At 71.8% G+C, this 23,985-nt stretch carries 21 protein-coding genes, 3 tRNA genes and 1 pseudogene; 13 read left to right on the forward strand and 12 right to left on the reverse strand.

Going from position 1 to position 23,985, the window contains the following annotated elements:
- From AB8A24_RS37000 to AB8A24_RS37020, 5 genes and pseudogenes are all read left to right on the forward strand, one after another.
- Positions 1–701, forward strand: a pseudogene (locus AB8A24_RS37000) (DNA polymerase III subunit gamma and tau); the annotation flags it as partial.
- Between the two features lie 60 nt (positions 702–761).
- Positions 762–2,015 (forward strand): phosphoribosylamine--glycine ligase, encoded by a 1,254-nt coding sequence (purD, locus tag AB8A24_RS37005; RefSeq protein ID WP_033223391.1) that lies wholly within the window; start codon positions 762–764, stop codon positions 2,013–2,015.
- Between the two features lie 309 nt (positions 2,016–2,324).
- The gene (locus AB8A24_RS37010; RefSeq protein WP_328962651.1) at positions 2,325–4,112 is read left to right on the forward strand and encodes a hypothetical protein; all 1,788 of its coding nucleotides are present in this window, start codon (positions 2,325–2,327) and stop codon (positions 4,110–4,112) included.
- A 241-nt stretch (positions 4,113–4,353) separates the two neighbouring features.
- Entirely contained in the window at positions 4,354–5,841 is a 1,488-nt protein-coding gene (locus AB8A24_RS37015; RefSeq protein WP_030726255.1) for a N,N-dimethylformamidase beta subunit family domain-containing protein, read from the forward strand.
- Between the two features lie 155 nt (positions 5,842–5,996).
- The gene (locus AB8A24_RS37020) at positions 5,997–6,902 is read left to right on the forward strand and encodes a phosphoribosylaminoimidazolesuccinocarboxamide synthase (RefSeq protein ID WP_328962652.1); all 906 of its coding nucleotides are present in this window, start codon (positions 5,997–5,999) and stop codon (positions 6,900–6,902) included.
- Between the two features lie 50 nt (positions 6,903–6,952).
- On the opposite strand, the gene AB8A24_RS37025 is transcribed toward AB8A24_RS37020, so the two are convergent.
- The 8 genes from AB8A24_RS37025 to AB8A24_RS37060 all read right to left on the reverse strand — a co-directional run bounded on the left by AB8A24_RS37025 (position 6,953) and on the right by AB8A24_RS37060 (position 11,406).
- Positions 6,953–7,025, reverse strand: a tRNA-Gly gene (locus AB8A24_RS37025).
- 24 nt (positions 7,026–7,049) lie between these two features.
- A complete protein-coding gene (locus tag AB8A24_RS37030; protein WP_030009443.1) occupies positions 7,050–7,661 on the reverse strand; it encodes a response regulator transcription factor in 612 nt (203 codons plus the stop codon).
- The gene (locus AB8A24_RS37035; RefSeq protein WP_369478693.1) at positions 7,658–8,896 is read right to left on the reverse strand and encodes a sensor histidine kinase; all 1,239 of its coding nucleotides are present in this window, start codon (positions 8,894–8,896) and stop codon (positions 7,658–7,660) included. The genes AB8A24_RS37030 and AB8A24_RS37035 overlap by 4 nt, the downstream gene beginning before the upstream one ends.
- A gap of 31 nt (positions 8,897–8,927) precedes the next feature.
- Positions 8,928–9,692 (reverse strand): ABC transporter permease, encoded by a 765-nt coding sequence (locus AB8A24_RS37040; protein WP_369478687.1) that lies wholly within the window; start codon positions 9,690–9,692, stop codon positions 8,928–8,930.
- A complete protein-coding gene (locus tag AB8A24_RS37045; RefSeq protein WP_369478688.1) occupies positions 9,689–10,633 on the reverse strand; it encodes an ABC transporter ATP-binding protein in 945 nt (314 codons plus the stop codon). Before AB8A24_RS37045 ends, AB8A24_RS37040 begins: the two co-directional genes overlap by 4 nt.
- Before the next feature lie 148 nt (positions 10,634–10,781).
- Positions 10,782–10,854, reverse strand: a tRNA-Gly gene (locus tag AB8A24_RS37050).
- 74 nt (positions 10,855–10,928) lie between these two features.
- Positions 10,929–11,000, reverse strand: a tRNA-Gly gene (locus AB8A24_RS37055).
- Between the two features lie 88 nt (positions 11,001–11,088).
- Positions 11,089–11,406 (reverse strand): Lsr2 family protein, encoded by a 318-nt coding sequence (locus AB8A24_RS37060; RefSeq protein WP_030726271.1) that lies wholly within the window; start codon positions 11,404–11,406, stop codon positions 11,089–11,091.
- A gap of 327 nt (positions 11,407–11,733) precedes the next feature.
- Here AB8A24_RS37060 and purS point away from each other — a divergent pair, with 327 nt between their 5' ends.
- The 5 genes from purS (at position 11,734) to AB8A24_RS37085 (ending at position 16,701) form a co-directional block, all read left to right on the forward strand.
- On the forward strand, positions 11,734–11,979 hold the full coding sequence (gene purS, locus AB8A24_RS37065; RefSeq protein WP_030009438.1) for a phosphoribosylformylglycinamidine synthase subunit PurS: 246 nt from the start codon (positions 11,734–11,736) through the stop codon (positions 11,977–11,979).
- 2 nt (positions 11,980–11,981) lie between these two features.
- Positions 11,982–12,662 carry a phosphoribosylformylglycinamidine synthase subunit PurQ gene (purQ, locus tag AB8A24_RS37070; protein ID WP_030768819.1) on the forward strand — a complete coding sequence of 227 codons (681 nt, stop codon included), beginning with the start codon at positions 11,982–11,984 and terminating at the stop codon, positions 12,660–12,662.
- Complete coding sequence (gene purL, locus AB8A24_RS37075; protein WP_033223408.1) at positions 12,659–14,908, forward strand: phosphoribosylformylglycinamidine synthase subunit PurL; 2,250 nt, start codon at positions 12,659–12,661, stop codon at positions 14,906–14,908. Before purQ ends, purL begins: the two co-directional genes overlap by 4 nt.
- Before the next feature lie 144 nt (positions 14,909–15,052).
- On the forward strand, positions 15,053–15,844 hold the full coding sequence (locus AB8A24_RS37080) for a sterol carrier family protein (RefSeq protein WP_328962655.1): 792 nt from the start codon (positions 15,053–15,055) through the stop codon (positions 15,842–15,844).
- 50 nt (positions 15,845–15,894) lie between these two features.
- On the forward strand, positions 15,895–16,701 hold the full coding sequence (locus tag AB8A24_RS37085; RefSeq protein ID WP_328962656.1) for an META domain-containing protein: 807 nt from the start codon (positions 15,895–15,897) through the stop codon (positions 16,699–16,701).
- 12 nt (positions 16,702–16,713) lie between these two features.
- On the opposite strand, the gene AB8A24_RS37090 is transcribed toward AB8A24_RS37085, so the two are convergent.
- On the reverse strand, positions 16,714–18,147 hold the full coding sequence (locus tag AB8A24_RS37090) for a sulfatase-like hydrolase/transferase (protein ID WP_328962657.1): 1,434 nt from the start codon (positions 18,145–18,147) through the stop codon (positions 16,714–16,716).
- Between the two features lie 117 nt (positions 18,148–18,264).
- Positions 18,265–18,387 carry a putative leader peptide gene (locus tag AB8A24_RS37095; protein WP_353961837.1) on the reverse strand — a complete coding sequence of 41 codons (123 nt, stop codon included), beginning with the start codon at positions 18,385–18,387 and terminating at the stop codon, positions 18,265–18,267.
- A gap of 122 nt (positions 18,388–18,509) precedes the next feature.
- Between AB8A24_RS37095 and purF the strand changes: the two genes are divergently transcribed.
- The gene (gene purF, locus AB8A24_RS37100) at positions 18,510–20,027 is read left to right on the forward strand and encodes an amidophosphoribosyltransferase (protein WP_030726287.1); all 1,518 of its coding nucleotides are present in this window, start codon (positions 18,510–18,512) and stop codon (positions 20,025–20,027) included.
- Positions 20,028–20,118: 91 nt separating this feature from the next.
- Entirely contained in the window at positions 20,119–21,189 is a 1,071-nt protein-coding gene (gene purM, locus AB8A24_RS37105; RefSeq protein WP_030726290.1) for a phosphoribosylformylglycinamidine cyclo-ligase, read from the forward strand.
- An 80-nt stretch (positions 21,190–21,269) separates the two neighbouring features.
- Here the strand turns inward: purM and AB8A24_RS37110 are convergent, their stop codons facing one another.
- Positions 21,270–21,533, reverse strand: coding sequence for a DUF3073 domain-containing protein (locus AB8A24_RS37110; protein ID WP_030009392.1), 264 nt, complete (start codon positions 21,531–21,533; stop codon positions 21,270–21,272).
- A 290-nt stretch (positions 21,534–21,823) separates the two neighbouring features.
- Positions 21,824–22,918 carry a Glu/Leu/Phe/Val dehydrogenase dimerization domain-containing protein gene (locus AB8A24_RS37115; RefSeq protein ID WP_323183532.1) on the reverse strand — a complete coding sequence of 365 codons (1,095 nt, stop codon included), beginning with the start codon at positions 22,916–22,918 and terminating at the stop codon, positions 21,824–21,826.
- A gap of 193 nt (positions 22,919–23,111) precedes the next feature.
- On the opposite strand from AB8A24_RS37115, the gene AB8A24_RS37120 reads away from it, so the two are divergent.
- Positions 23,112–23,966 carry a hypothetical protein gene (locus AB8A24_RS37120; protein WP_369478689.1) on the forward strand — a complete coding sequence of 285 codons (855 nt, stop codon included), beginning with the start codon at positions 23,112–23,114 and terminating at the stop codon, positions 23,964–23,966.
- The last annotated feature ends 19 nt before the right edge of the window (positions 23,967–23,985 follow it).

The following is a 23,985-nucleotide window of genomic DNA, read 5'->3' on the forward strand; positions in this document are numbered from 1 at the left end:
GTGCCTGGCCCTCCGCGGCCGCGTCCGCCCCGGCCCCCGCTCCCGCTCCCGCGCCGGTCGCTCCGGCCGCCACCCCCGCCCCGGCCGCCGCGGCTCCTTCCCCCGGCATGGCCGCCGGAGCCGGACAGGTGCAGGCGATGTGGCCCGGCGTGCTGGAGGCCGTCAAGAACCGCCGCCGCTTCACCTGGATCCTGCTCAGCCAGAACGCCCAGGTCACCGGCTTCGACGGGACCACCCTCCAGCTGGGCTTCCCCAATGTCGGAGCCCGCGACAACTTCGCCAGCAGCGGCAGCGAGGACGTCCTCAAGGCGGTCCTGGCCGAGCAGTTCCAGGTCAACTGGAAGATCGAGGCCGTCATCGGTGGCGGCTCCCCGGCCCCGATCCAGACCGCCTCGTACGGCTCCTCGTACGGTGCCCCGGCCGCACCCGCACCCGCCTACAACCCGCCGGCGCAGCAGCAGCCGCAGCAACCGTCCGCCCCGCAGACCCCGCCCGCCCAGCAGTACACGCAGCAGCAGCCGCCCCAGCACTCGGCTCCCGCCCCGCAGCCCCCCGTACAGCAGGCGCCCCCGCCGGTGGCCCCCGAGGACGACCACGCGGAGGACGACGATCCCGACCTCGTGGAGAGCGCCCTGACCGGACACGACCTCATCGTGCGCGAGCTCGGAGCCACCGTTGTGGAGGAATACACGAATGAGTAGCCGGTCCTGATTGGGTGGCCGCACGAAGCCGACCGCGCCGTCCCGGCTAGGCTGAGCAGCGTGAAGGTCCTCGTCATCGGCGGCGGCGCCCGCGAACATGCCCTGTGCCGCTCTCTGTCCCTCGACCCCGCCGTCTCCGCCCTGTACTGCGCTCCCGGCAACGCCGGTATCGCCGACGTGGCCACGCTGCGCCCGGTCGACGCCCTAGACGGTGCTGCCGTCGCGACTCTCGCCACCGAACTCGCCGCCGACCTGGTCGTCGTCGGCCCGGAGGCCCCGCTGGTCGCCGGCGTCGCCGACGCCGTGCGCGCCGCCGGGATCCCCGTCTTCGGCCCGTCCGCCGAGGCGGCCCAGCTCGAAGGCTCCAAGGCCTTCGCGAAGGACGTGATGGCCGCGGCCGGGGTCCCGACCGCGCGCAGCTACGTCTGCACCACCCCCGAAGAGGTGGACGAGGCCCTCGACGCCTTCGGCGCCCCCTACGTCGTCAAGGACGACGGCCTGGCCGCCGGCAAGGGCGTCGTGGTCACCGACGACCTGGCCGCCGCCCGTGCGCACGCGCTCGCCTGCGACCGGGTGGTCATCGAGGAGTACCTCGACGGCCCCGAGGTCTCCCTCTTCGCCATCACCGACGGCGTCACCGTGGTCCCGCTCCAGCCGGCGCAGGACTTCAAGCGCGCCCTGGACGGCGACGCGGGCCCCAACACCGGCGGCATGGGCGCGTACTCCCCGCTGCCCTGGGCCGACCCGAAGCTGGTCGACGAGGTCATGGAGCTGGTCCTCCAGCCGACCGTCGACGAGCTCCGCCGCCGCGGCACCCCCTTCTCCGGTCTGCTCTACGCGGGCCTCGCGATCACCGGTCGCGGTACCCGGGTCATCGAGTTCAACGCCCGCTTCGGCGACCCCGAGACCCAGGTCGTGCTGGCCCGACTGCGCACCCCGCTGGCCGGTGTCCTGCTGAACGCCGCCAACGGCACCCTGGACGCGCTGCCCCCGCTCGTCTGGCGCGACGACGCCGCCGTCACGGTGGTCATCGCCTCCCACAACTACCCGGAGACCCCCCGCACCGGCGACCCGATCGAGGGCCTGCTCGAGGTGGCCGCCGAGGACGAGCCCGATGCCTACGTGCTGCACGCCGGGACCCGGCGCGAGGGCAACACGGTGGTCAGCGCGGGCGGCCGCGTGCTGTCGGTGACGGCGACCGGTTCCGACCTGGCGCAGGCGCGCGCGAAGGCGTATAAGGCGGTGGCGCGCATCCGTCTCGACGGCTCGCAGCACCGTACGGACATCGCGGCCAAGGCGGCCGAGGGCCGCTGACCAGCGGCTCCACAGACCCGCGGGCCCGGTGCGCACCTCGTGCGCCCGGGCCCGCGGGCGTGTCCGCGTGCGACTGCATCCGGCCGCGTTCGAACGCACCCAGCTTTACCCAAAGCCATTCCATCGGGTGATCGTCACCCGGTCTGCCTGACGCCCGCGCGTGCCCCAACTAGGGTGCGATGCCAAGCATTCCGGCACTTGGCCCACCGGCATTGCGATGTCGGTGGCGGGTGTCACAGTGGGGGAGTGAGCAACGTCGCCGCAGGGCAGAGGGGGTGAGGTCCGGCCGTGTCCGGAACCGGTTCGATCATGGAAGCGAACGTGCCGTCCGCGCGTTCCCGCGCTCTGGCCGTGCTGCGCGTGCGCAGCAGGGCCTCGGCCGTCGGGCTGTTGCCCGCCGCCCTCGCGGTGGTGCTGGTGGCCGCCCGGGCGACGGGTCGGCTGGCCGGTGATCCCTGGCCCACGGTGACCCTCGTCGTGTGCGTGGTCGCCGCGCTGGTGCTGCTCGTCGGTGGTGCCTTCGCCGCGGTGGTGCTGCGGGCGAGTCCCGCCGTGACGCCTACCGTGCCGCTCTCGGAGGCCGCCGCGCCCGATCTCTACCGGCTGGTGCGGGACCTGGCCGACCGGATGGACGTGCCGCCGCCCTCCGCGATAGCCCTGACCCCGGACTGCGACAGCTGGCTGGAGGACCGTAGTCACGCGGCCCACCGCCGCGGCGCCGCCCGCGTCTTCGGCGCCACGGCCGGACCCCTCGGGCCCGAGTCCGCGCCGGGCGCGGCCCCGGTGCTGGTGATCGGCTCGCCCTTCCTGTGGTGGATGCGGGTCGCGGAGCTCCGGGCGGTCCTCGCGCCCGTCGTCGCCGGTACGGGCCCGTCCGCGCACCCGGACATAGCCGACGCGCGCGGCTTCGTACGGGGCCTGGACGCGGCCGTGGACGTGGGCGGTCGGCGCGGCCTCGGCTGGATCGCGGCCCCGGCCCGGCTGCTGCTGCGGCTGTGCCGGACGGACGCCGCCGAGATGGAGCGCGGGGTGGCCGCGGCCGCCTCGGAGCGTGCCCAGGGTGTGGACTACGGGCTGCGCATCGTCGCCCAGGAGCAGGTCGGCCTCGCCTACGCGGGCTGGGACCGGCTGCTGACCCGGGTCGCGCTGCCCGCCTGGCGGATGGGCCGCTGGCCGGCGCACCTCGACGCCGGGGTGGTCTCCGCGCTGACCGAGCTGTCCCGGCGGGACCGGCTGGCCGAGGGGTTCACCTCGCGGCTGGGCGAGCGCCCCGCCTGTGACCTGCTGGAGCAGCCCGGGTTGATCGACGAGGCGACCTCGCTGCTGGCCGCGCGGCTCTTCCACGGAGGTCCGGCCGAGGCCGGGCCGGACTGGTCGCCGGTGGACTGGGCGGCGTATCCGGAGGAGGTCGTGGACCGCAAATGGCGGACGGAGGCGGCCCGCCTGCACGCCGCGCTGGACGCCCTGGCCGTCCCGGCGGGACTGCCCGGGAGCCCTTCGGCCCCGGCATCCCCTACGGCCCCCGTATCCCCCGTATCCCCGGTACCCCCCGCATCCCCTGCGGCCCGGCCCGGCTCCCAGGGCGCCACAGGAGCCGCCGGAGCGGCCCGCCCCGCCACGCTGGCGGCGGCCGACTCCCCCTCCCCCACCGCGGACGCGCTCGCCGGCCCCACCCTGGAGCGGGTGCTGGGCTACCTCACGGACCTCGGTGGCGAGGGCGCGGCCGGCGAGACGCTGGCCGGTCGGATCACCGGTGAGTTGGCCCGCGAGGAGCGGGCGGCCGGACCGGCCGCCGGGGCCGGGAAGGCGCGCGGCGCGGACACCCTCCCGCTGTTCCCGCTCCAGCCGCCGCGCAGTGGCCGGGACCTGCTGGCCGACCACGTCACGGCGATGGTGTGCTGCGCGGCCGTGGACTCGGCCGGTGCCACCCCGGGGCTGGACTGGCTCGACGGGCCGGTCCTGCTGGTGGGCGGCGACCGCCGTTCCGACCTGGCGCCGCGGGTGCTGTGCCTGGTCGAGGACGGGAACCCGGAGCCGCTGCGGGACTGGCTCTCGGCGCTGGGCGTCCGCCCGGAGAAGCCGGTCCGCCTGGTCTGAGGCGGTCGGTCGAGGCGCCTCCCCGGAAGGGCTACAGCTCGTACGGGTGACCGGATGTCCATGTTCCGTTCCCGTCAATTCGCGACGAACAGTGACGGGCTGCGTGCGTTATGTGATGTGCTGGGACCGGTCGCGGCTGGATGTCCCGGAGCGGGTGCCGAAAGTACCTCCTCGGCTCAGCCGGGAGCCGCGCACGGAGGCGATGTACGCCCGTTCGGGGGGTCGAGGGAGGGGAGCGGTCATGGGTGCGGACCAGATCCGGCGTTGGGAGTCAGGTGCGCTCGCGCACGCGGTGTCCGACCCCTTCGGGCAGGGCCCCCTGCCCTGGTTCCGGGGCAGCGAGCTCTACTTCGACGACACCGGCCAGGTCGTGCCCTGGTACGTGGACCCGGCCGCCGCGGCCGCCGGCACCGGCCAGATCCCCCGCGCCCGCGGCAACGGCGGTCCGCGCACCGCCGACGACGTGCACCGGCAGATCAAGGGTTTCGCCTCCACCGGCGGGGTGGCCCCCGGTGAGGCCATCGACTTCCACATCACCGTCGATCCGCCCCAGCAGTTCTCCGTCGACGTCTACCGGATCGGCCACTACGGCGGCGACGGAGCCTCCAAGATCACCACCAGCCCCCGGCTCTCCGGCATCGTCCAGCCGGCCCCGCTCGCCGCCGACCGGACCGTCTCCTGCCACCACTGGTGGCTGTCCTGGCGGCTCCAGGTCCCCTCGTACTGGAGTGTCGGCGCGTACGTCGCCGTGCTCACCACCGCCGACGGCTACCGCTCCCACATCCCCTTCACGGTCCGCGACGACCACCCCGCCGACCTCCTGCTCCTGCTCCCCGACATCACCTGGCAGGCCTACAACCTCTACCCGGAGGACGGCCGCAGCGGCGCCAGCCTCTACCACGCCTGGGACGAGCAGGGCCGACTGCTGGGCGAGCAGGACGCCGCCGTCACCGTGTCCTTCGACCGCCCCTACGCGGGCGCGGGCCTGCCCCTGCACGTCGGCCACGCCTACGACTTCATCCGCTGGGCCGAGCGCTACGGCTACGACATCGCCTACGCCGACACCCGCGACCTGCACGCCGGCCGCGTCGACCCCACCCGCTACCGCGGTCTGGTCTTCCCCGGCCACGACGAGTACTGGTCGGCCCCCATGCGCCGTACCGTCGAACGCGCCCGCCGGCACGGCACCTCGCTCGTCTTCCTCTCGGCCAACACCATGTACTGGCAGGTCGAGCTCGGCCCGTCCCCCTCCGGGGTCGACGACCGGCTCCTCACCTGCCGAAAACGGCGCGGCCCGGGCCGCCCCAGCCTGTGGCGCGAGGTCGACCGTCCGGAGCAGCAGCTGCTCGGCATCCAGTACGCGGGCCGGGTCCCCGAACCCGCGCCCCTGATCGTGCGCAACGCCACGCACTGGCTGTGGGACTCCACCGGCGCGGGCGAGAACGACGAGCTGCCCGGCCTGGTCGCGGGTGAGGCCGACCGCTACTTCCCCCGCACCCAGCTGCCCGAGCACCAGGACCGGATCCTGCTGGCGCACTCCCCCTACCTCGACAGCGAGGGCCACCGCCGCCACCAGGAGACCTCCCTCTACCGGGCGCCCAGCGGCGCGCTGGTCTTCGCCTCCGGCACCTTCGCCTGGTCCCCGGCCCTCGACCGCCCCGGTCACGTCGACGAGCGGGTGCAGCGGGCCACGGCCAATCTCCTCGACCGGATCTGCAAGCACGACTGACCCCACGGACGCCTCGCCGCCGCCTCGCCGCCGACCCGCCACCGAACGCGCCGGCGGCCCCGCGATCGACCCGCGGCGCGGACCCCTGTCCACAGGTGGGGACACAGGTGCGCGAGAATCGGGGTGCGCTTCATACAGAACCACAGGGAGACCCCGTGTCCGGATTCGTCGAAAAGCCCGAGCCGGTTCAGGTTCCGGGCCTCGTCCACCTCCACACCGGCAAGGTGCGCGACCTCTACCGTGACGAGGACGGCCGCCTCGTCATGGTCGCCAGCGACCGCATGTCCGCCTTCGACTGGGTGCTGCCCACCGAGATCCCGGACAAGGGCCGCGTCCTGACCCAGCTCTCCCTGTGGTGGTTCGACCAGCTCGCGGACCTCGTCCCGAACCACGTCATCTCCACCGACCTGCCCGCCGGCGCCCCCGCCGACTGGGCCGGCCGCACCCTGATCTGCAAGAACCTCGACATGGTCCCGGTCGAGTGCGTGGCCCGCGGCTACCTCACCGGCTCCGGTCTCGTCGAGTACGACGAGACCCGCACGGTCTGCGGCCTGGCTCTCCCCGAGGGGCTCGTGGACGGCTCCGAGCTGCCCGCCCCGATCTTCACCCCGGCCGCCAAGGCCGCCGTCGGCGAGCACGACGAGAACGTCTCCTACGAGGAGGTCGCGCGCACGGCCGGCGCCGAGACGGCGGCGCTGCTGCGCCAGACCACTCTCGCTGTGTACGGCCGCGCCCGGGAGATCGCGCGCGAGCGCGGGATCATCCTGGCCGACACCAAGTTCGAGTTCGGTTTCGACCCGAAGGACGGCACCCTGGTCGCCGCCGACGAGGTGCTGACCCCGGACTCCTCCCGCTTCTGGCCGGCCGACCAGTGGGAGCCGGGCCGCTCGCAGCCCTCCTTCGACAAGCAGTACGTCCGCGACTGGCTGTCCTCCCCGGCCTCCGGCTGGGACCGCAAGGGCGAGCTCCCGCCGCCGGCCCTCCCGGCCGAGGTCGTCGCCCGGACCAGCGCCAAGTACATCGAGGCCTTCGAGCGCCTCACCGGCCAGTCCTGGTCGTAGGGACGAGAGAAGCCCCCCGGGCCGAGGACCGGGGGGCTTCTTCGTTACAGAGCGGACAACGCGACTCGAACGCGCGACATCCACCTTGGCAAGGTGGTGCTCTACCAACTGAGCTATGTCCGCAGGTGCGCCGTAACGCGAGAACTACTATACCCAACCTCGCTCGCGTGCGAGACGCACTGCCGTGTGCCGGTTCTCGGCACCCAGCTTCGTCGCCGCCGAGGACAGGTAGTTCCGTACCGTCCCCTGCGACAGCGAGGCCCGCTCCGCGATCTCCGCGATCGGTGCCCCGTCCGCCGCGAGTTCGAGCACCTCCGCCTCGCGCGCGGTCAGCGGAGAGTCCCCCGCGCTGATCGCGTCGGCCGCCAACTCCGGGTCCACGTAACGGCCGCCGGCGTGCACGGTCCGGATCAGCTCGGCCAGCCGCTGCGCCGAGACGGTCTTCGGGGCGAAGGCCCGCACGCCCGCCGCCAGTGCCCGCTTCAGGTGCCCGGGGCGGCCGTGACTGGTCACGATCATGGTCTTGCAGCCGGGCAGTTCGGCCCGCAGGGATGTGGCGACACTCACACCGTCCGCCCCCGGCATCTGCAGGTCCAGCACCGCCACGTCCGGCCGGTGGGCCCGCGCCATCGCCAGCGCCTCGGGGCCCGAGGCCGCCTCCGCGACGACGAGCAGGTCGTCCTCCAGCGCGAGCAGCGCCGCCAACGCGCCCCGGATCAGGTGCTCGTCATCGGCGAGCAGTACGCGTACGGGGCTCACGCCCGCACCTCCAGTCCTTGCAGTCGTCGGTCCGGGATCTGTGCCAGCAGTCGGAACCGGCCGTCGCCGACCAGCCCCGCCTGCAACGTCCCGTCGAGGGCCGCGAGTCGTTCCCGCAGCCCGGCCAGCCCCGAGCCCGGCGGCCCGGTCGGGGTCTCGGGAGCCCCGTCGTTCTCCACCACCAGCGTCACGGAGCCCGTCTCCGCGGCGGTCAGCCGGATCAGGCAGCGGTGCGCGTCCCCGTGCCGCAGGATGTTCGTCGTCGCCTCGCGCACCACCCAGCCGAGGGCCGACTGGACCTCGGCGGGCAACTCCGTGCCCCGCGTGGCCAGGAAGTCCACGCGGCAGTCCATCCCGGCCGCGCTGAGCACGCCGCGCGCGCCCTCCACCTCCACCGAGAGGTCCGCCTGCCGGTAGCCCCGCACCACGTCCCGTACCTCCCGCTGGGACTCCTGGGCGATCCGCTGCACCTCGATCATCTGTTCCACCGCCTCCGGCCGTTCGCGCCGGGCCAGCTGTATCGCCAGCTCGCTCTTGAGCGCGATCACCGCCAGGTTGCGGCCCATCACGTCGTGCAGGTCACGGCCGAACCGCAGCCGTTCCTCCGCCACCGCGAGCCGCGCCTGGACCTCGCGCGAGCGGTCCAGCTCGTAGACCGTTGTCAGCAGCCACGCCGAGAAACCGCAGGTGGCGCCGAAGAAGAGGCTGCCGAGCAGGATGCCCACGCAGTACCCGAGGGCCGTGCCGGCCGGCGTGCCCAGGGCGAGCGCGGCCAGCCCCGTCGCGACCGCCGCCACCGGGGGGATGTACCACATCCGCTTCACCGACCGCAGGCACAGCACCAGCGATCCCGAGGCGAACCAGATCAGCCCCGCCACCAGCGTCGGCGCCACGGCCGCCTCGGAGATGTGTCCGGTCGCCCGGAGCGCGAGCACGACCAGGGTGCACGCGGCCGTCGTGACGACCACCGCCACCGCCGGCCGGGTGGGGCGTTCGCGCCGGCCCACCACCCAGTGCAGCGCCTTGGCGCTGAGCACCCCGCACAGCACCGCATGGCCGCAGACCATGAGCAGGAGGGCGAGGGGCAGCAGGGCCGAGGACGCCGTGGGGGCGGTGGCGGCCACGGGCATCAGCCCGAAGGACGTGATCTCCAGCAGGACGAAGAGATGGAACGACCCCCTGGTGTAGAGCTCGACCTTCCCCGCGGTGCTGCGGTTCTTCCACCACCCCGTCATCTTCGACACGGTCCCCGTCCCCCGACTCGCTTCACCGGCGCGGTTCCCAGCGGAACCACCTCCGCACAGAAAACACGGTGATCACGATCCAGGCCAATGTGTTCAGTCCGGCGCCCAGCAGGTCCCCGCCCGCCGAGCCGCCGCTCCACCCGGCCCGTACGAGCTCCATCACCCCGCTCAGCGGCAGCAGTTCGCACAGCGAGGCCGCCAGGTCCGGCAGCGAGTCGGTCGGGACGAACAGCCCCGAGCCGAGCACGGTCGCCAGGAACAGCGGCAGCGTGGTGAGGCCCGCGGTCTCCACGGTGCGGGTGAACGAGCTGGTCAGCGCGGACATCCCGGCCAGCAGCACGATGCCCGCGAGCACGGCCACCACGAGCAGCAAGGGGTTCCGCGGCATGCGCACGTCCAGGGCGGCCGCCCCGGCCACGGCGAGGACGGTGATCTGCCCGAAGGCCAGGACGGCGGCCGGCAGGGCGGTTCCGGCGATGATCTCCGGGTCGGTCGCCTCGCCGGTACGGAGCCGCTTGAGGACGAGCTCCTCGCGCCGGGCGACGTAGGCGGAGACCAGGTTCATGTGGACGACGAGGATCAGCACCATGCCGATCCCGCCGGTCAGGGTGGCTTCGCCGAGGGCCTCGGCGCCCTCGGCCCCGCTCAGCGAGGAGCGCAGGATGAACACCATCAGCAGGGGCATCAGGACGGCCAGGGTGAGCGCCGCCCGGTTGCGTACCAGCAGGGTGAGCTCCGAGCGGCCGAGCGCGGTGAGCCGGCCGGGGTTCAGGGTGAGCGTGTTCATCGGGTTCCCGCCTCGGTGTCCTCGGTGCGGTCGCCGACGGTGCGGCGGTTCTCCGCGATCTCCAGGAAGGCCTCCTCCAGGGAGGCGGACCGGGCGTCGAGCCCGGCCAGTTCCACGCCGTTCTCCCGGGCCCAGCCGAGCAGTTCGGTCAGGTCCTCCTGGAGCCGTTCGGTACGGATCTCCACGCGCTGCCCGAATGCGGCGGCCCGCAGGGCCAGCGGGAGCCGGGCCGCGGGCACCCCGGCGGGCAGGGTGAAGCGGATCCGGGCCGGCCGGGTGGCGGTCACCTCGGCCGGAGTGCCGGTCAGCACCAGCTCGCCCTCGTGGAGGATCGCGAGTCGGTCCGCGAGTTCCTCGGCCTCTTCCAGGTAGTGCGTGGTCAGCAGCACCGTGGTGCCCTGCTCCCGCAGTTCGCGCACCAGGGCCCAGGTGTCCCGGCGCCCCTCCGGGTCCATGCCGGTGGTGGGCTCGTCCAGGAAGAGCACCTCGGGCCGGCCGAGCAGGGCCAGCGCGAGGTCCAGGCGCCGCCGTTCGCCGCCGGACAGCTGTTTGACGCGTACGGAGGACCGCGCGGCCAGGCCGACCAGTTCCAGCACCTCCGCCGCCGGGCGGGCGCCGCTGGTGACCCCGCCCCACATCCGGACGGTCTCGGTCACCGTCAGGTCGGAGGGGAAACCGCCCTCCTGGAGCATGACCCCGGTGCGCGGGCGGACCTCGGCCCGCCGCGTGTGCGGATCGAGCCCGAAGACGCGCACCCGGCCCTCGCTCGGCGCGGCCAGTCCCTCCAGCAGTTCGACGGTGGAGGTCTTGCCCGCGCCGTTGGTGCCGAGCAGCGCGAAGATCTCGCCCCGGGCCACGGAGAAGGACACGCCCCGTACGGCCTCGAATCCTCCTGCGTAGCCGCGGCGCAGGCCCTCGGCTTCGATCACGGTGTCAGTCATGATCCAAGGCTCGCGGCGCCGGCGCCGGGCGGGCAGTGCGCGCTGTCACCGCCCCCGATGACATTTGTCAGGGTCGGGGTCGTCGGCATCGGATTCGGGGAACACGAAGAAGGCCCCGATCGTAATGATCGGGGCCTTCTTCATACAGAGCGGACGACGCGACTCGAACGCGCGACATCCACCTTGGCAAGGTGGTGCTCTACCAACTGAGCTACGTCCGCAAGCACTGCATTGCCGTGAGGCGATGCGTGCATCACTCTACCCGATCCACAACAGTGGTCAGGAAGTGATGCAGAGCGGGTGACAGGAATCGCACACTGCGCCTTCCCTCTGGAAGAGGGATGTTCTGCTACTGAACTACACCCGCACGACCTCGGAGGCTTTGACCTGCGGTCTGGCCCCTCGGCGTGATCCACACACTAGCCGACACATGGGGGTGCATGGCAAATCGACGCTCAGTGGGCCGCGTTGTAGGCCTCGTAGATCTTCTTCGGGATGCGGCCGCGCGGCGGCACCTCGAACTGGTTCGAGCGGGCCCAGGCGCGGACGACCGCCGGGTCGGGGGCGACGGCGGTGTGCTTGAAGACCTTCCCCGAGCGCGACTGGCGACGGCCGGCGGCCACGAAGGGGGCCAGGCCCTTCCGCAGTTTCTTTGCGTTCGCCACATTGAGGTCGATCTCGTAGGACTTTCCGTCCAGGGCGAACACGACCGTTTCCGCCGCTTCCCCGCCGTCGATGTCGTCGGAGAGCGTGACCACTACGCGCTGCACCACGGATATCGGTCCCTTCGTGCGACGTCACCACCTGCTGACGTGCGGTGATGTCGCCTGTGTGGATGTTTCGGGGCAATGCAACTTTCATCCGGAATCCGGAGTGATTCCTTTGTACCTCGATTCCCATTGCATTGCGAAGCCCAGTTAATTCTCTCCGCGTGTCCCGCCGCAATGCCGGGCGCGTGGTTTTCCGGCGGATTTTGCGAAGCGTTGGTGAAGCCGAAACGGCGTGGTGATCAGGGCGCCGAGATATCTACCCGCGTAGAAATTTCAGCCGGGTACGCTGATGGAACCGCCTTCGCACCAACCACCACACGGGAGTGCCCGATGGCACGCGTCGTAGTCGACGTCATGCTCAAGCCGGAGATCCTCGACCCCCAGGGCCAGGCGGTGCAGCGTGCACTGCCGCGCCTGGGCTTCGAGGGGATCGCCGACGTCCGCCAGGGGAAGCGCTTCGAGCTCGAGGTGGAGGGACCGGTCGACCAGGCCGCCCTCGACCGCATCCACAAGATGGCCGAAACGTTCCTCGCCAACACCGTCATCGAAGACTTCACCGTGAAGGTCGAGGCCTGACGGTGACCACTCGCATCGGAGTCGTCACGTTCCCCGGAACGCTCGACGACCGTGACTCGCTGCGCGCCGTCCGCCTCGCGGGGGCCGAGCCGGTCTCGCTGTGGCACCGCGACAAGGACCTGCACCAGGTCGACGCGGTCGTCCTCGCGGGCGGCTTCTCCTACGGGGACTACCTGCGCGCCGGGGCCATCTCCCGCTTCTCGCCGGTGATGGAGACCATCATCGAGCAGGCCAAGGGCGGCATGCCCGTCCTGGGCATCTGCAACGGCTTCCAGGTCCTCACCGAGGCCCACCTGCTGCCGGGGGCGATGCTCCGGAACAACCACCTGCACTTCATCTGCCGCGACCAGAAGCTGCGGGTGGAGAACGCGGAGACCGCGTGGACCGGCGACTACACCGCCGGCCAGGAGATCTCCGTACCGCTCAAGAACATGGACGGCCGCTACACCGCCGACGAGCGCACGCTCGACGAACTGGAGGCCGAAGGTCGTGTGGCCTTCCGCTACCTGGACGGCAACCCGAACGGTTCGCTGCGCGACATCGCCGGCATCACCAACGCCGCGGGCAACGTCGTCGGCCTCATGCCGCACCCCGAGCACGCGGTCGAGCCGCTGATCGGGACGGGCCGCACCGACGGCCTCCCGTTCTTCACCTCGGTCCTGAAGAAGCTGGTCAGCGCATGAGCCTCGACACCGTCAAGAACGCCACCGAAACCCCGGACGCCTCCCAGCCCTGGAAGGAACTCGGCCTCAAGGAGGACGAGTACGCCCGGATCCGGGAGATCCTCGGCCGCCGCCCCACGGGCGCCGAGCTCGCCATGTACTCGGTCATGTGGTCCGAGCACTGCTCGTACAAGAGCAGCAAGGTCCACCTGAAGCAGTTCGGTGAGAAGGCCCCCCAGAACGACGCCATGCTCGTCGGCATCGGCGAGAACGCCGGCGTCGTCGACGTCGGCCAGGGTTACGCGGTCACCTTCAAGGTCGAGTCGCACAACCACCCGTCGTACATCGAGCCCTACCAGGGCGCGGCCACCGGCATCGGCGGCATCGTCCGCGACATCCTCGCGATGGGCGCCCGCCCGGTCGCGGTCGTCGACCCGCTGCGCTTCGGCGCCGCCGACCACCCCGACACCCGGCGCGTCCTGCCCGGCGTCGTCGCGGGCATCGGCGGCTACGGCAACTGCCTGGGCCTGCCCAACATCGGCGGCGAGGTCGTCTTCGACGCCTGCTACCAGGGCAACCCGCTCGTCAACGCCGGCTGCATCGGCGTCATGAAGCACGAGGACATCCACCTCGCCCAGGCCTCCGGCCCCGGCAACAAGGTCATCCTCTACGGCGCCCGCACCGGCGGCGACGGTATCGGCGGCGTCTCGGTCCTCGCGTCCGAGACCTTCGACGACACCAAGCCCACCAAGCGCCCCGCGGTGCAGGTCGGTGACCCCTTCCAGGAGAAGCTCCTCATCGAGTGCACCCTGGAGATCTTCAAGGAGAAGCTCGTCGCGGGCATCCAGGACCTCGGCGGCGCCGGGCTCTCCTGCGCGACCTCCGAGCTCGCCTCCGCCGGTTCCGGCGGCATGCGGGTCGAGCTGGACACCGTGCCGCTGCGCGACGCGACGCTCTCGCCCGAGGAAATCCTCATGAGCGAGTCGCAGGAGCGCATGTGCGCGATCGTCGAGCCGCAGCACGTCGACCGCTTCATGGAGATCTGCGAGAAGTGGGACGTCATCGCCACCGTCATCGGTGAGGTGACCGAGGGTGAGCGCCTGGAGATCTTCTGGCACGGCGAGCAGATCGTGGACGTGCCCCCGGGCACCGTCGCCCACGAGGGCCCCGTCTACAACCGCCCCTACGCGCGCCCCTCCTGGCAGGACGCGCTGCAGGCGGACGACGCCGGCAAGCTGCCGCGGCCGCAGACCTCCGAGGAGCTGCGCGCGCAGGTCCTCGCACTGGTCTCCTCCCCGAACCAGGCGTCGAAGTCGTGGGTCACCGACCAGTACGACCGCTTCGTGCAGGGCAACACCGTCCTCTCGCAGCCCGAGGACGCGGGCATGGTCCGTATCGACGAGGAGTCCAACCTCGGCGTGGCCATGGCCACCGACGGCAACGGCCGCTTCGCCAAGCTCGACCCGTACACGGGCGCGCAGCTGGCGCTGGCGGAGTCGTACCGCAACGTGGCGGCGACCGGCGCCAAGCCGCTGGCCATCTCCGACTGCCTGAACTTCGGTTCCCCCGAGGACCCGGACGTCATGTGGCAGTTCGCCGAGGCCTGCCGCGGTCTGGCGGACGGCTGTCTGGAGCTGGGCACCCCGGTGACCGGCGGCAACGTCTCGCTCTACAACCAGACCGGTGACATCGCGATCCACCCGACCCCGGTCGTGGCGGTCCTCGGTGTGATCGACGACGTCAACCGCCGTACGCCGATGGCGTTCTCGGAGGCCGGCCAGCTGCTGTACCTGCTGGGCGACACGGCCGAGGAGTTCGGCGGTTCGGCCTGGTCGCAGGTGGTCCACGACCACCTCGGCGGCATGCCGCCGAAGGTGGACCTGGGCCGCGAGAAGCTGCTCGGCGAGATCCTGATCTCCGCCTCGCGCGACGGCATGATCGACGCCGCGCACGACCTGTCCGACGGCGGCGTGATCCAGGCGCTCACCGAGTCCTGCCTCAAGGGCGGCAACGGCGCGCGCGTCGTGGTCCCCGAGGGCCTGGACGCCTTCACCTTCCTGTTCTCCGAGTCCGCGGGCCGTGCCATCGTGGCCGTCCCGCGCAGCGAGGAGCTCCGGTTCACCGACATGTGCGGTGCGCGCGGCCTGCCGGTCACCCGCATCGGTGTGGTGGACGGCGAGGAGATCGAGATCCAGGGCGAGTTCACCCTTCCCCTGGCCGAGCTCCGCGAGGCCCACGAGACGACGATCCCGGCCCTGCTGGCCTGATCCCACCGCCTCTGCCAGGAGCCCCCGACCGCCTCTGCGGTCGGGGGCTCCTGCGACGAGCCGTTCACCGCCTACGCCACCGACACCGCGCAGCGGCGCGGCCGCACCGGGCCGGTGCGGCCGGCCCCCGAGTAGGGTCGGAGCATGCCGCCCCGAGGGAAGAAGCCGCGTACCTACGACCCCGTCCGGATCCGCACGGCCGTCACCGCGCAGTTCGCGCATGTCTGCGGGGCCGTCTCGGAGTTGGGGCCCGAGCAGCTGGCGCGCCCCAGCGGGCTCGGGGACTGGAGCGTCGCCGAACTGGCCGGGCACATCGCCTGGATCGCCGACTCGCTGGCAGGGGGCCTGGCCCGGCCGCCCGCCGCCGTCGCCGAGCTGTCGGCGGTCGAGTGGCCGTTCGCCACCGCCTCCCTCGCCGGGAAGATCTCCGAGGCGGCCAGGGAGACCCTGACCGGGGCCCCGCTGCCCGAGCTGTTCGACCGGGCGGCCGACCGGATGGAGCGGGCGCTCGCGGCGAATCCCGGTGACCGCGTGCTCGACCTGTGGATCGGGGACATGACCCTGGCCGACTTCCTGGTCACCCGGACCGTGGAACTGGTGGTCCACACCGACGACCTGAACCGGGCCGCCGGACTGGACATCCCGATCGACCGGCAGGCGCTGGCCGCCTGCACCCGGCTGCTGGCCGACGCCCTCGCCCTCAAGGCGCCGGGCGGTGCGGTCGAGGTCCGCGTCCCGCCCTTCGCGGTGGTCCAGTGCATCGAGGGCCCGCGGCACACCCGCGGCACCCCGCCGAACGTCGTGGAGACCGATCCGCTGACCTGGATCCGGCTCGCGACCGGCCGTACGCGGTGGGCCGCGGCGCTCGACGAGGCGCACGTACGGGCCGGCGGCGAGCGGGCCGATCTGTCGGCGCTGCTGCCGCTGATGAGCTGAGGGGAACGACCATGGTGGAACCACCGCTGCGCCCGCTCCGTCCCAGGGACATGCCTACCTTCCGGCACGTCCCCGCCGCCGCGGGCCTGGCCCTCGTCGTCGCGCTCGCCCTGACCGGCTGCGGTCAGGGCGAGGACGCGCGGAGCGCCCGACTGCCCGACCCCGAGGGTTCCTGGGCGGTCGAGTCCCTGACCACGGGCGGCCGCACCCTGCACGCGCCCGAGAGCGCCCACCTCGACATCGGCCCGAACCAGGTCAAGGGCAACTACGGCTGCAACGGCTTCACGGCTGTCGCGGCCTTCGCCGGCACCTCCTCGGTGACCGTGACGCCCGGCGCCTCGACCACCATGGCCTGCGCGGACATGGAGTTCGAGACGGCCTTCGCCAAGCTGTTCCGGGGCAAGCTGGCGATCGACCGCGGGCCCGACCGGCTCACCCTGAAGACCGCCGACGGGAGCACCATCGCCATGACGTCGGCCCCCGCGGTCACCGACGCCCCGCTCACCACGACCGAGTGGACCGTGGAGTCCCTGGTCAGCGGTGGGACCGCGGCCTCCCTGCCCGCCGAGGCGGCCGGGAAGGCACGGTTCACCATCGCTCCGGACCTCACCGTGAGCGGCAACCTCGGCTGCAACCGGTTCAGCGCCCAGGCCACCGTGGAGGGCTCCACGGTCACCTTCGGACCGCTGACCTCGACCCGCATGGCCTGCGAGGGGCCGGCGGGCGAGGTCGAGCGGACGCTGACCGAGCTGTTCGGCAGCGGTCCGCTCACCGCGAAGGTCGAGGGCCGGACCCTCACCTTCACGGCGCCCGACGGCAAGGGCCTGACCGCGAAGGCGGCCTCCGCCGCCGAGTGAGCACGACCGCGGTCAGGCCGGGTAGGGCAGCAGCTGGGCGTCCACCTTCTCCCAGGCCGCCCGCAGCCGGTCCAGCCGGGCCGGTTCCACGGCGGCCTTGTCGGCCTGTTCACGGACGTCCCCGGCCAGGTTGAACAGCTGGTCCTTGCCCGCCTTGCCGCGGTAGTACTTCCAGTCCCCGCGGCGCAGCGCGCGCTCGCCCCGGACCCGCCAGAACAGGTCCCGTTCGGCGACCTTCTCGCCGCGCAGCAGGTACCCGGCCAGGCTCGCCCCGTCCAGCGGGTAGGCGGGGTGCGGGCGCGCCCCGGCGACCTCCAGCAGCGTCGCCGTCCAGTCCGGGCTGAACACGGGGACGTGGCTGACCTGGCCGCCGTCCAGCCTGGCGGGCCAGCGCGCGATGTTCGGCACGCGGATGCCGCCCTCCTGGAGGGAGGCCTTGTTGCCGGACAGCGGCCAGTTGTACGAGAAGCGCTCGCCGCCGTTGTCGCTGGAGAAGACCACCAGGGTGTCCTCCTCCTGGCCGGAGCGCCGCAGTGCCTTCAGCACCTCGCCGATCGAGCGGTCGAGGTCCTCGACCATCTCCTTGTACTTCTCGACCGAGCCGCCGTCCTGGTGCCACAGGGCGCGCCCGTCGCCCGCCTTGATCCGCCGGACGATCTCGGCGCTCTGCTCGGTGTCCCCGTCGGCGATCCACGGCCAGTGCGGGGTGGTGAAGTTGAGGTTCAGCAGCCACGGCTTGCCGTGGTGGTCGCGGGAGACGTACTCGCTCGCCCGCTCGGTGATGATCCGGGTGTAGTAGCGCAGGTCCTTGTACTCGGCGTCGCCCTCGTAGAGGTCGTACTCGCCGCCCAGGCCCAGCTTGGAGTAGTACTCCAGGGCGCCACCGAAGTTGCCGAAGAACTCGTCCCAGCCGGACCTCGTCGGGCTGTAGTCGGGCAGGTAGCCGGCGTGCCACTTGCCGATCAACGCGGTCGAGTAGCCGGCGGACTTCAGCAGCGAGGCCAGCGTCGGGTGCGTGGGGTCCAGGCCCACCGACTTGTCGGCGATCGGTTCGGCCAGCCCGCCCTTGGTGCGGCCCGGGTAGCGCCCGGTGTACAGGCTGAAGCGGGTCGGCGAGCAGGTCGCGGAGCCCGAGTAGGCGTCGGTGAACCGGACGCCCTGGCGGGCGAGGCGGTCCAGGTTCGGGGTCTTGATGTGCGGGGAGCCGTACGAGGAGAGGTCGGCCCACCCCAGGTCGTCGCCGAGGATGAACAGGATGTTCGGCCGACGGGACGACCGGGGCCGCCCGGCCCGGAACTCCCGCTCCTGCGGCGCGTTCTGCCCGTCCCCGGGGGTCGGGGCCGCGGCGGCCGCGGGGGCGCCCAGCCCTACCGCCGCGGCGGCCGCGCTCACGCCGACCGCGCCGCCGAAGGCGCGCCGGGACAGGTGGGGTTCGTACGAGGTCACAGGTACTCCAAGGCATGGCCCGCCGGCCCGCCCCGGGCGGCGCGGGACGGCGCGCGGCACGGCAGGGCAGGCTGGGGCGGGGATCAGGAAGGAAAGAGAACGAAAAGCGGCGTGTGACTACGCAGAACAGCGACAGATGGCGCTCGCGACACGGACAAGGTCCACGTGCCGGCGCTCGACGAGGGTGACGGTTCGGTCACCGAGAGGCTGCATGAGGCGAGAGCCTGTACGAATGCCCATGGGGCTGTCAACAAGGGCATTCCGGATACCGAGACGGAATGGATCGGTCACCCTCTGTGCTGTGACATTTCCCGGCCGTCCCCAATTCGGACCAGTGGTCGATCTCGCCTACACTCGGAAGCGTGCCTCGTGGTGATGGACGACTCAACCACGACCTGCTCCCCGGCGAAAAGGGCCCCCAGGACGCTTGCGGCGTCTTCGGTGTCTGGGCTCCGGGTGAAGAGGTCGCCAAGCTCACCTACTTCGGACTGTATGCACTGCAGCACCGTGGACAAGAGTCCGCGGGAATCGCTGTGAGCAACGGTTCCCAGATCCTCGTCTTCAAGGACATGGGCCTCGTTTCCCAAGTCTTCGACGAAACCTCTCTCGGCTCGCTCCAAGGTCATATCGCGGTCGGTCACGCCCGCTATTCGACCACCGGGGCCTCCGTCTGGGAGAACGCTCAGCCGACCTTCCGTGCGACCGCCCACGGCTCCATTGCCCTGGGTCACAACGGCAACCTGGTGAACACCGCCGAGCTTGCCGAGATGGTCGCCGACCTCCCCCGTCAGGACGGCCGTGCCACCCAGGTGGCCGCCACCAATGACACCGACCTGGTCACCGCCCTGCTCGCCGGTCAGACCGACGACGAGGGCAAGCCCCTGACCATCGAGGAGTCGGCCGCCAAGGTCCTCCCTCAGGTCAAGGGCGCCTTCTCCCTCGTCTTCATGGACGAGGGGACCCTCTACACCGCCCGTGACCCGCAGGGCATCCGCCCGCTGGTCCTCGGCCGCCTGGAGCGCGGCTGGGTGGTCGCGAGTGAGACCGCCGCCCTCGACATCTGCGGCGCCAGCTTCGTCCGCGAGGTCGAGCCGGGCGAGCTCATCGCGATCGACGAGAACGGTCTGCGCACCTCGCGATTCGCGGAAGCGAAGCCCAAGGGCTGTGTCTTCGAGTACGTCTACCTGGCGCGCCCGGACACCGATATCGCCGGCCGGAACGTCTACCTCTCGCGTGTCGAGATGGGTCGGCGCCTGGCCAAGGAAGCCCCGGTCGACGCCGACCTGGTGATAGCGACGCCGGAATCCGGCACGCCCGCCGCCGTCGGATACGCCGAGGCCAGCGGGATCCCGTACGGATCCGGCCTGGTCAAGAACGCCTACGTGGGCCGGACCTTCATCCAGCCCTCGCAGACGATCCGCCAGCTCGGCATCCGGCTCAAGCTCAACCCCCTCAAGGAAGTCATCCGGGGCAAGCGCCTGGTGGTCGTCGACGACTCGATCGTCCGCGGCAACACCCAGCGCGCCCTGGTCAAGATGCTCCGCGAGGCCGGCGCGGCGGAGGTCCACATCCGGATCTCCTCGCCGCCGGTGAAGTGGCCGTGCTTCTTCGGCATCGACTTCGCCACCCGGGCCGAGCTGATCGCCAACGGGATGACGGTCGACGAGATCGCCACCTCCATGGGCGCGGACTCGCTCTCCTACATCTCGCTCGACGCGATGATCGAGGCGACCACCATCCAGAAGCCCAACCTCTGCCGTGCCTGCTTCGACGGCGAGTACCCGATGGAGCTGCCCGACCCGCAGCTCCTGGGCAAGCAGCTCCTGGAGACCGAGCTGGCCGGCGGCACGGACGCCGCCGACGCGCTCCGTCGCCCGTAGCCCTGGCTCAACCTGCGCCGGGCCCTGTCTTTGAGGCTTCTCCCAGGGCCCGGCACCACACGCAGTAACGACACGAAAGCTCTCTCCTGTCATGACAGAGAAGACCACCGGTGCCAGCTACGCAGCCGCAGGCGTGGACATCGAAGCGGGCGACCGCGCCGTCGAGCTGATGAAGGAGTGGGTGAAGAAGACGCAGCGCCCCGAGGTCCTCGGTGGCCTCGGCGGCTTCGCCGGCCTCTTCGACGCCTCCGCCCTCAAGCGCTACGAGCGTCCGCTGCTCGCCTCGGCCACCGACGGCGTCGGCACCAAGGTGGACATCGCCCGCCAGCTCGGCGTGTACGACACCATCGGCCACGACCTGGTGGCGATGGTCATGGACGACATCGTCGTCTGCGGCGCCGAGCCGCTCTTCATGACCGACTACATCTGCGTCGGCAAGGTGCACCCCGAGCGTGTCGCGGCGATCGTCAAGGGCATCGCCGAGGGCTGCGTCCTCGCCGGCTGCGCCCTGGTGGGCGGCGAGACCGCCGAGCACCCCGGCCTGCTGGGCCCGGACGACTTCGACGTGGCCGGTGCCGGAACGGGCGTCGTCGAGTACGACCGCCTGCTCGGCGCGGATCGTATCCGTACGGGGGACGCCGTCATCGCGATGGCTTCGTCCGGCCTTCACTCGAACGGGTACTCGCTGGTCCGCCACGTCCTCTTCGAGCGCGCCAAGATGTCGCTGGAGAGCCACGTGGAGGAGCTCGGCCGCACCCTCGGCGAAGAGCTCCTGGAGCCCACCAAGATCTACTCGCTGGACTGCATGGCCCTCACCCGGACGGCCGAGGTGCACGCCTACTCGCACATCACGGGCGGTGGCCTCGCGGCGAACCTGGCCCGGGTCATCCCGGACCACCTGCACGCCACGGTCGACCGTTCGACCTGGGCTCCCGGCGCCATCTTCGACCTGGTCGGCAAGGCCGGTCAGGTGGAGCAGCTGGAGCTGGAGAAGACCCTGAACATGGGCGTCGGCATGATGGCCGTCGTGCCGGGCGAGTCGGTGGACGTGGCGCTGACCGCGCTGGCCGACCGGGGTGTCGACGCGTGGGTCGCGGGCGAGATCCTGGACCGCGGTGACCACACCGAGGGCGCGACCATGACCGGTTCCTACGCGAGCTGAGCAGCACTGAAACCCGGCCCGGGGCGATGCCCTGGACCGGGTTTCAGTCTTTTTGTCTGTCGTGCAGACGCCTCAGGGCGTCAAGCGCCGCGACGCTGTGACGACGGCCCGGACTCCTCGTCCTCGTCGTCGTCATCCCTGTTGTAGAGGTCCGCGTACCGAGCGTACGGGTCGTCCTCGTCCAGTTCGTCGTCGTCTACCTCGACCGGCTCGCTGACAGGCAGCGGTTCCACGGTCGATGCGCCCAGCTCGTTGGCCAGACGCGAGAGGTCAGTCCCGCCGCTGCTGTACTTCAGCTGGCGGGCGACCTTCGTCTGCTTGGCCTTTGCCCGGCCGCGCCCCATGGCTCGACCCCCTCGGTGACGGGGCTCGACGGCCCCAGAGTCTGACACGCGTTCATGGTTCGGAGCGGGCTCTCCGTGGAGAGACCGTCCGTAGGGGTTTAACGGTACCTGCTTCCGCGGCCATACGGTACGCCGCCCGCATGACGCGCCCCGGTGCAGAACCAACAAGGCGCCCCGTCCTCGCTGGTCAGCTGCGATTTTAACCTTTTCCTGGCGGGCGACCCGCCGAAGTGCAGTGAGTTCCGTCTCGCCGCACCCCGGCGGGCGTACCCAGGAGCCCCTGGAAGTGCCTAGACCGCGCGCGCGGCGCGGCCGTCGGCCATCCGCTGCTCGGCGATCCGGTCGGCCGCGGCGGCGGGCGGAATGCCGTCCGCCTTAGCGCGAGCAAAGATCTCCAGCGTGGTGTCGAAGATCTTCGTGGCCTTGGCCTTGCAGCGGTCGAAGTCGAAGCCGCGCAGCTCGTCGGCGACCTGGATGACCCCGCCCGCGTTGACCACGTAGTCGGGCGCGTAGAGGATCCCGCGGTCCGAGAGGTCCTTCTCGATGCCCGGGTGGGCGAGCTGGTTGTTCGCCGCGCCGCAGACGATCGTCGCGGTGAGCGCCGGGACGGTCTCGTCGTTCAGGGCGCCGCCGAGCGCGCAGGGGGCGTAGATGTCCAGGCCCTCGATGCGGATCAGCGCGTCCGTGTCGACGACCGCGGTGACCTTGCCCGGGTGCTTGTCCAGGATCCGGCGCACGGACTCTTCCCGTACGTCCGTGATCACGACCTCGGCGCCGTCCTCCAGCAGGTGCTCGACCAGGTAGTGGCCGACCTTGCCGACACCGGCCACGCCGACCTTGCGGCCGCGCAGGGTCGGGTCGCCCCACAGGTGCTGGGCGCTGGCGCGCATGCCCTGGAAGACACCGAAGGCGGTGAGGACCGAGGAGTCGCCGGCGCCGCCGTTCTCGGGGGAGCGTCCGGTCGCCCAGCGGGTCTCGCGGGCCACGACGTCCATGTCGGCCACGTAGGTGCCGACGTCGCAGGCGGTCACGTAGCGGCCGCCGAGGGACTCCACGAACCGGCCGTAGGCCTGGAGGAGTTCCTCGCTCTTGAGGACGTCCGGGTCGCCGATGATCACGGCCTTGCCGCCGCCGAGGTCGAGACCGGCGAGGGCGTTCTTGTACGACATGCCGCGCGAGAGGTTCAGCGCGTCGAGGACGGCCTCCTCGTCGGAGGCGTACGCGTGGAAGCGCGTACCGCCGAGGGCGGGGCCCAGGGCGGTGGAGTGGATGGCGATGACGGCCTTCAGGCCGGTGGCGCGGTCCTGGCACAGCACGACTTGCTCGTGGCCGCCCTGCTCCGAACGGAACAGGGTGTGCAGGACGCCGTCGGTCATTTCGGTCACGGTGGTGACTCCCATGGAAGAGATGCGGCGGAAAGACGCCCGCCCTGCGGGTGGGGGAGGGCGTGCTGGGAGCAGAGTAAGACCTGAGGGCCGTCCGTAGGTGACCTGTCCGAGGATCGAAACACTCCCGTGGTACGAGGGCACGCGGGCGCCCGGAGGTGAACCCGGCCCCGCGGAAGGGCAGTACGAGAGCGTGAGCGAATCCTCCGATCTCCCGCTGCCGTCCGCGCGCTCGGCGCCGACCGTCCCGTACGCCTCCTACCTGCGCGTCTACGAGCCCTTGGCGGCCTTCGCCGAGCCGGAGCGCACGCACTGGGCCGACTACGCCCGGCGCGGGGCGACCCCGACCGCCCAGGACGAACTGCGCCGGTCGCTGTCGGACTTGGTGCGGGTCCCGGTGGTGGGGGTGCCGGCCCACGAGAGCGCGGACGCCTTCACGGCGGTGGTCGACGGGGTGCTGCTGGTCTGTCCGTGGCGCACCCGGCTCCGCGGCTGGCTGGCGCTGCAGGAGCTCGTCGAGTGGTTTCCGCGCCCGGTGCTGGACGCTGCGCTCCCGCCGGGGGCCCGCCGGCGGGCGGCCGAGGACTACGAGCGCTGGCGCGAGCGGAACCCGGACGCGCGCCCGTGGATCCGTACGGGGGTGTGGCAGGTCCCGCTGCGCTGGTTCGTCCTGGTGGCGGACGAGGAGCGGGACCACGTGCCGGGCGAGCGGCTGCGCTACCGCACGCCGATGGTCCAGGCCCGGCGGCGCCTCGCCCGGGCGCTGCGGACGCTGCGCGACGCGGAGGGGTACGGGTCGCTCGCCGACGGGCTGGTGGAGGTGGGGAGCTGGCTGGAGGAGTTCCACCCGCGCTCGCTGGTCGAGCTGGACTACGGCGGGCTGGTGCACGCGCTGTCGGCGGACCGACTGGCGGCCGATCGCTCGGCCGGGGATCTCGCGGCGGGCATCGCGGCCCTGCGGGCCGGGGACAGGGAGGGCGCGACCGAGGTCTACGAGGGGCTGGCGGAGCGCTGGCGGGCGGTCCGGGAGCGACTTTTCGCGAATTAGGCCGAAAGGGGCCTATGTG

Origin of the sequence: Streptomyces sp. BF23-19, assembly GCF_041106355.1 — a bacterium.
GTDB lineage: Bacteria > Actinomycetota > Actinomycetes > Streptomycetales > Streptomycetaceae > Streptomyces > Streptomyces virginiae_A.

What these genes read in the sequence shown, in the direction of transcription:
- purL (WP_033223408.1), top strand. Translation starts at nt 12,659, where the DNA reads ATGAGCCTCGACACCGTCAAGAACGCCACCGAAACCCCGGACGCCTCC.
- AB8A24_RS37080 (WP_328962655.1), top strand. Translation starts at nt 15,053, where the DNA reads ATGCCGCCCCGAGGGAAGAAGCCGCGTACCTACGACCCCGTCCGGATC.
- AB8A24_RS37035 (WP_369478693.1), bottom strand. Translation starts at nt 8,896, where the DNA reads ATGACGGGGTGGTGGAAGAACCGCAGCACCGCGGGGAAGGTCGAGCTC.
- AB8A24_RS37110 (WP_030009392.1), bottom strand. Translation starts at nt 21,533, where the DNA reads ATGGGGCGCGGCCGGGCAAAGGCCAAGCAGACGAAGGTCGCCCGCCAG.
- AB8A24_RS37015 (WP_030726255.1), top strand. Translation starts at nt 4,354, where the DNA reads ATGGGTGCGGACCAGATCCGGCGTTGGGAGTCAGGTGCGCTCGCGCAC.
- AB8A24_RS37085 (WP_328962656.1), top strand. Translation starts at nt 15,895, where the DNA reads ATGCCTACCTTCCGGCACGTCCCCGCCGCCGCGGGCCTGGCCCTCGTC.
- AB8A24_RS37045 (WP_369478688.1), bottom strand. Translation starts at nt 10,633, where the DNA reads ATGACTGACACCGTGATCGAAGCCGAGGGCCTGCGCCGCGGCTACGCA.
- AB8A24_RS37095 (WP_353961837.1), bottom strand. Translation starts at nt 18,387, where the DNA reads ATGGGCATTCGTACAGGCTCTCGCCTCATGCAGCCTCTCGGTGACCGA.
- AB8A24_RS37010 (WP_328962651.1), top strand. Translation starts at nt 2,325, where the DNA reads ATGGAAGCGAACGTGCCGTCCGCGCGTTCCCGCGCTCTGGCCGTGCTG.
- AB8A24_RS37040 (WP_369478687.1), bottom strand. Translation starts at nt 9,692, where the DNA reads ATGAACACGCTCACCCTGAACCCCGGCCGGCTCACCGCGCTCGGCCGC.
- purS (WP_030009438.1), top strand. Translation starts at nt 11,734, where the DNA reads ATGGCACGCGTCGTAGTCGACGTCATGCTCAAGCCGGAGATCCTCGAC.
- purM (WP_030726290.1), top strand. Translation starts at nt 20,119, where the DNA reads ATGACAGAGAAGACCACCGGTGCCAGCTACGCAGCCGCAGGCGTGGAC.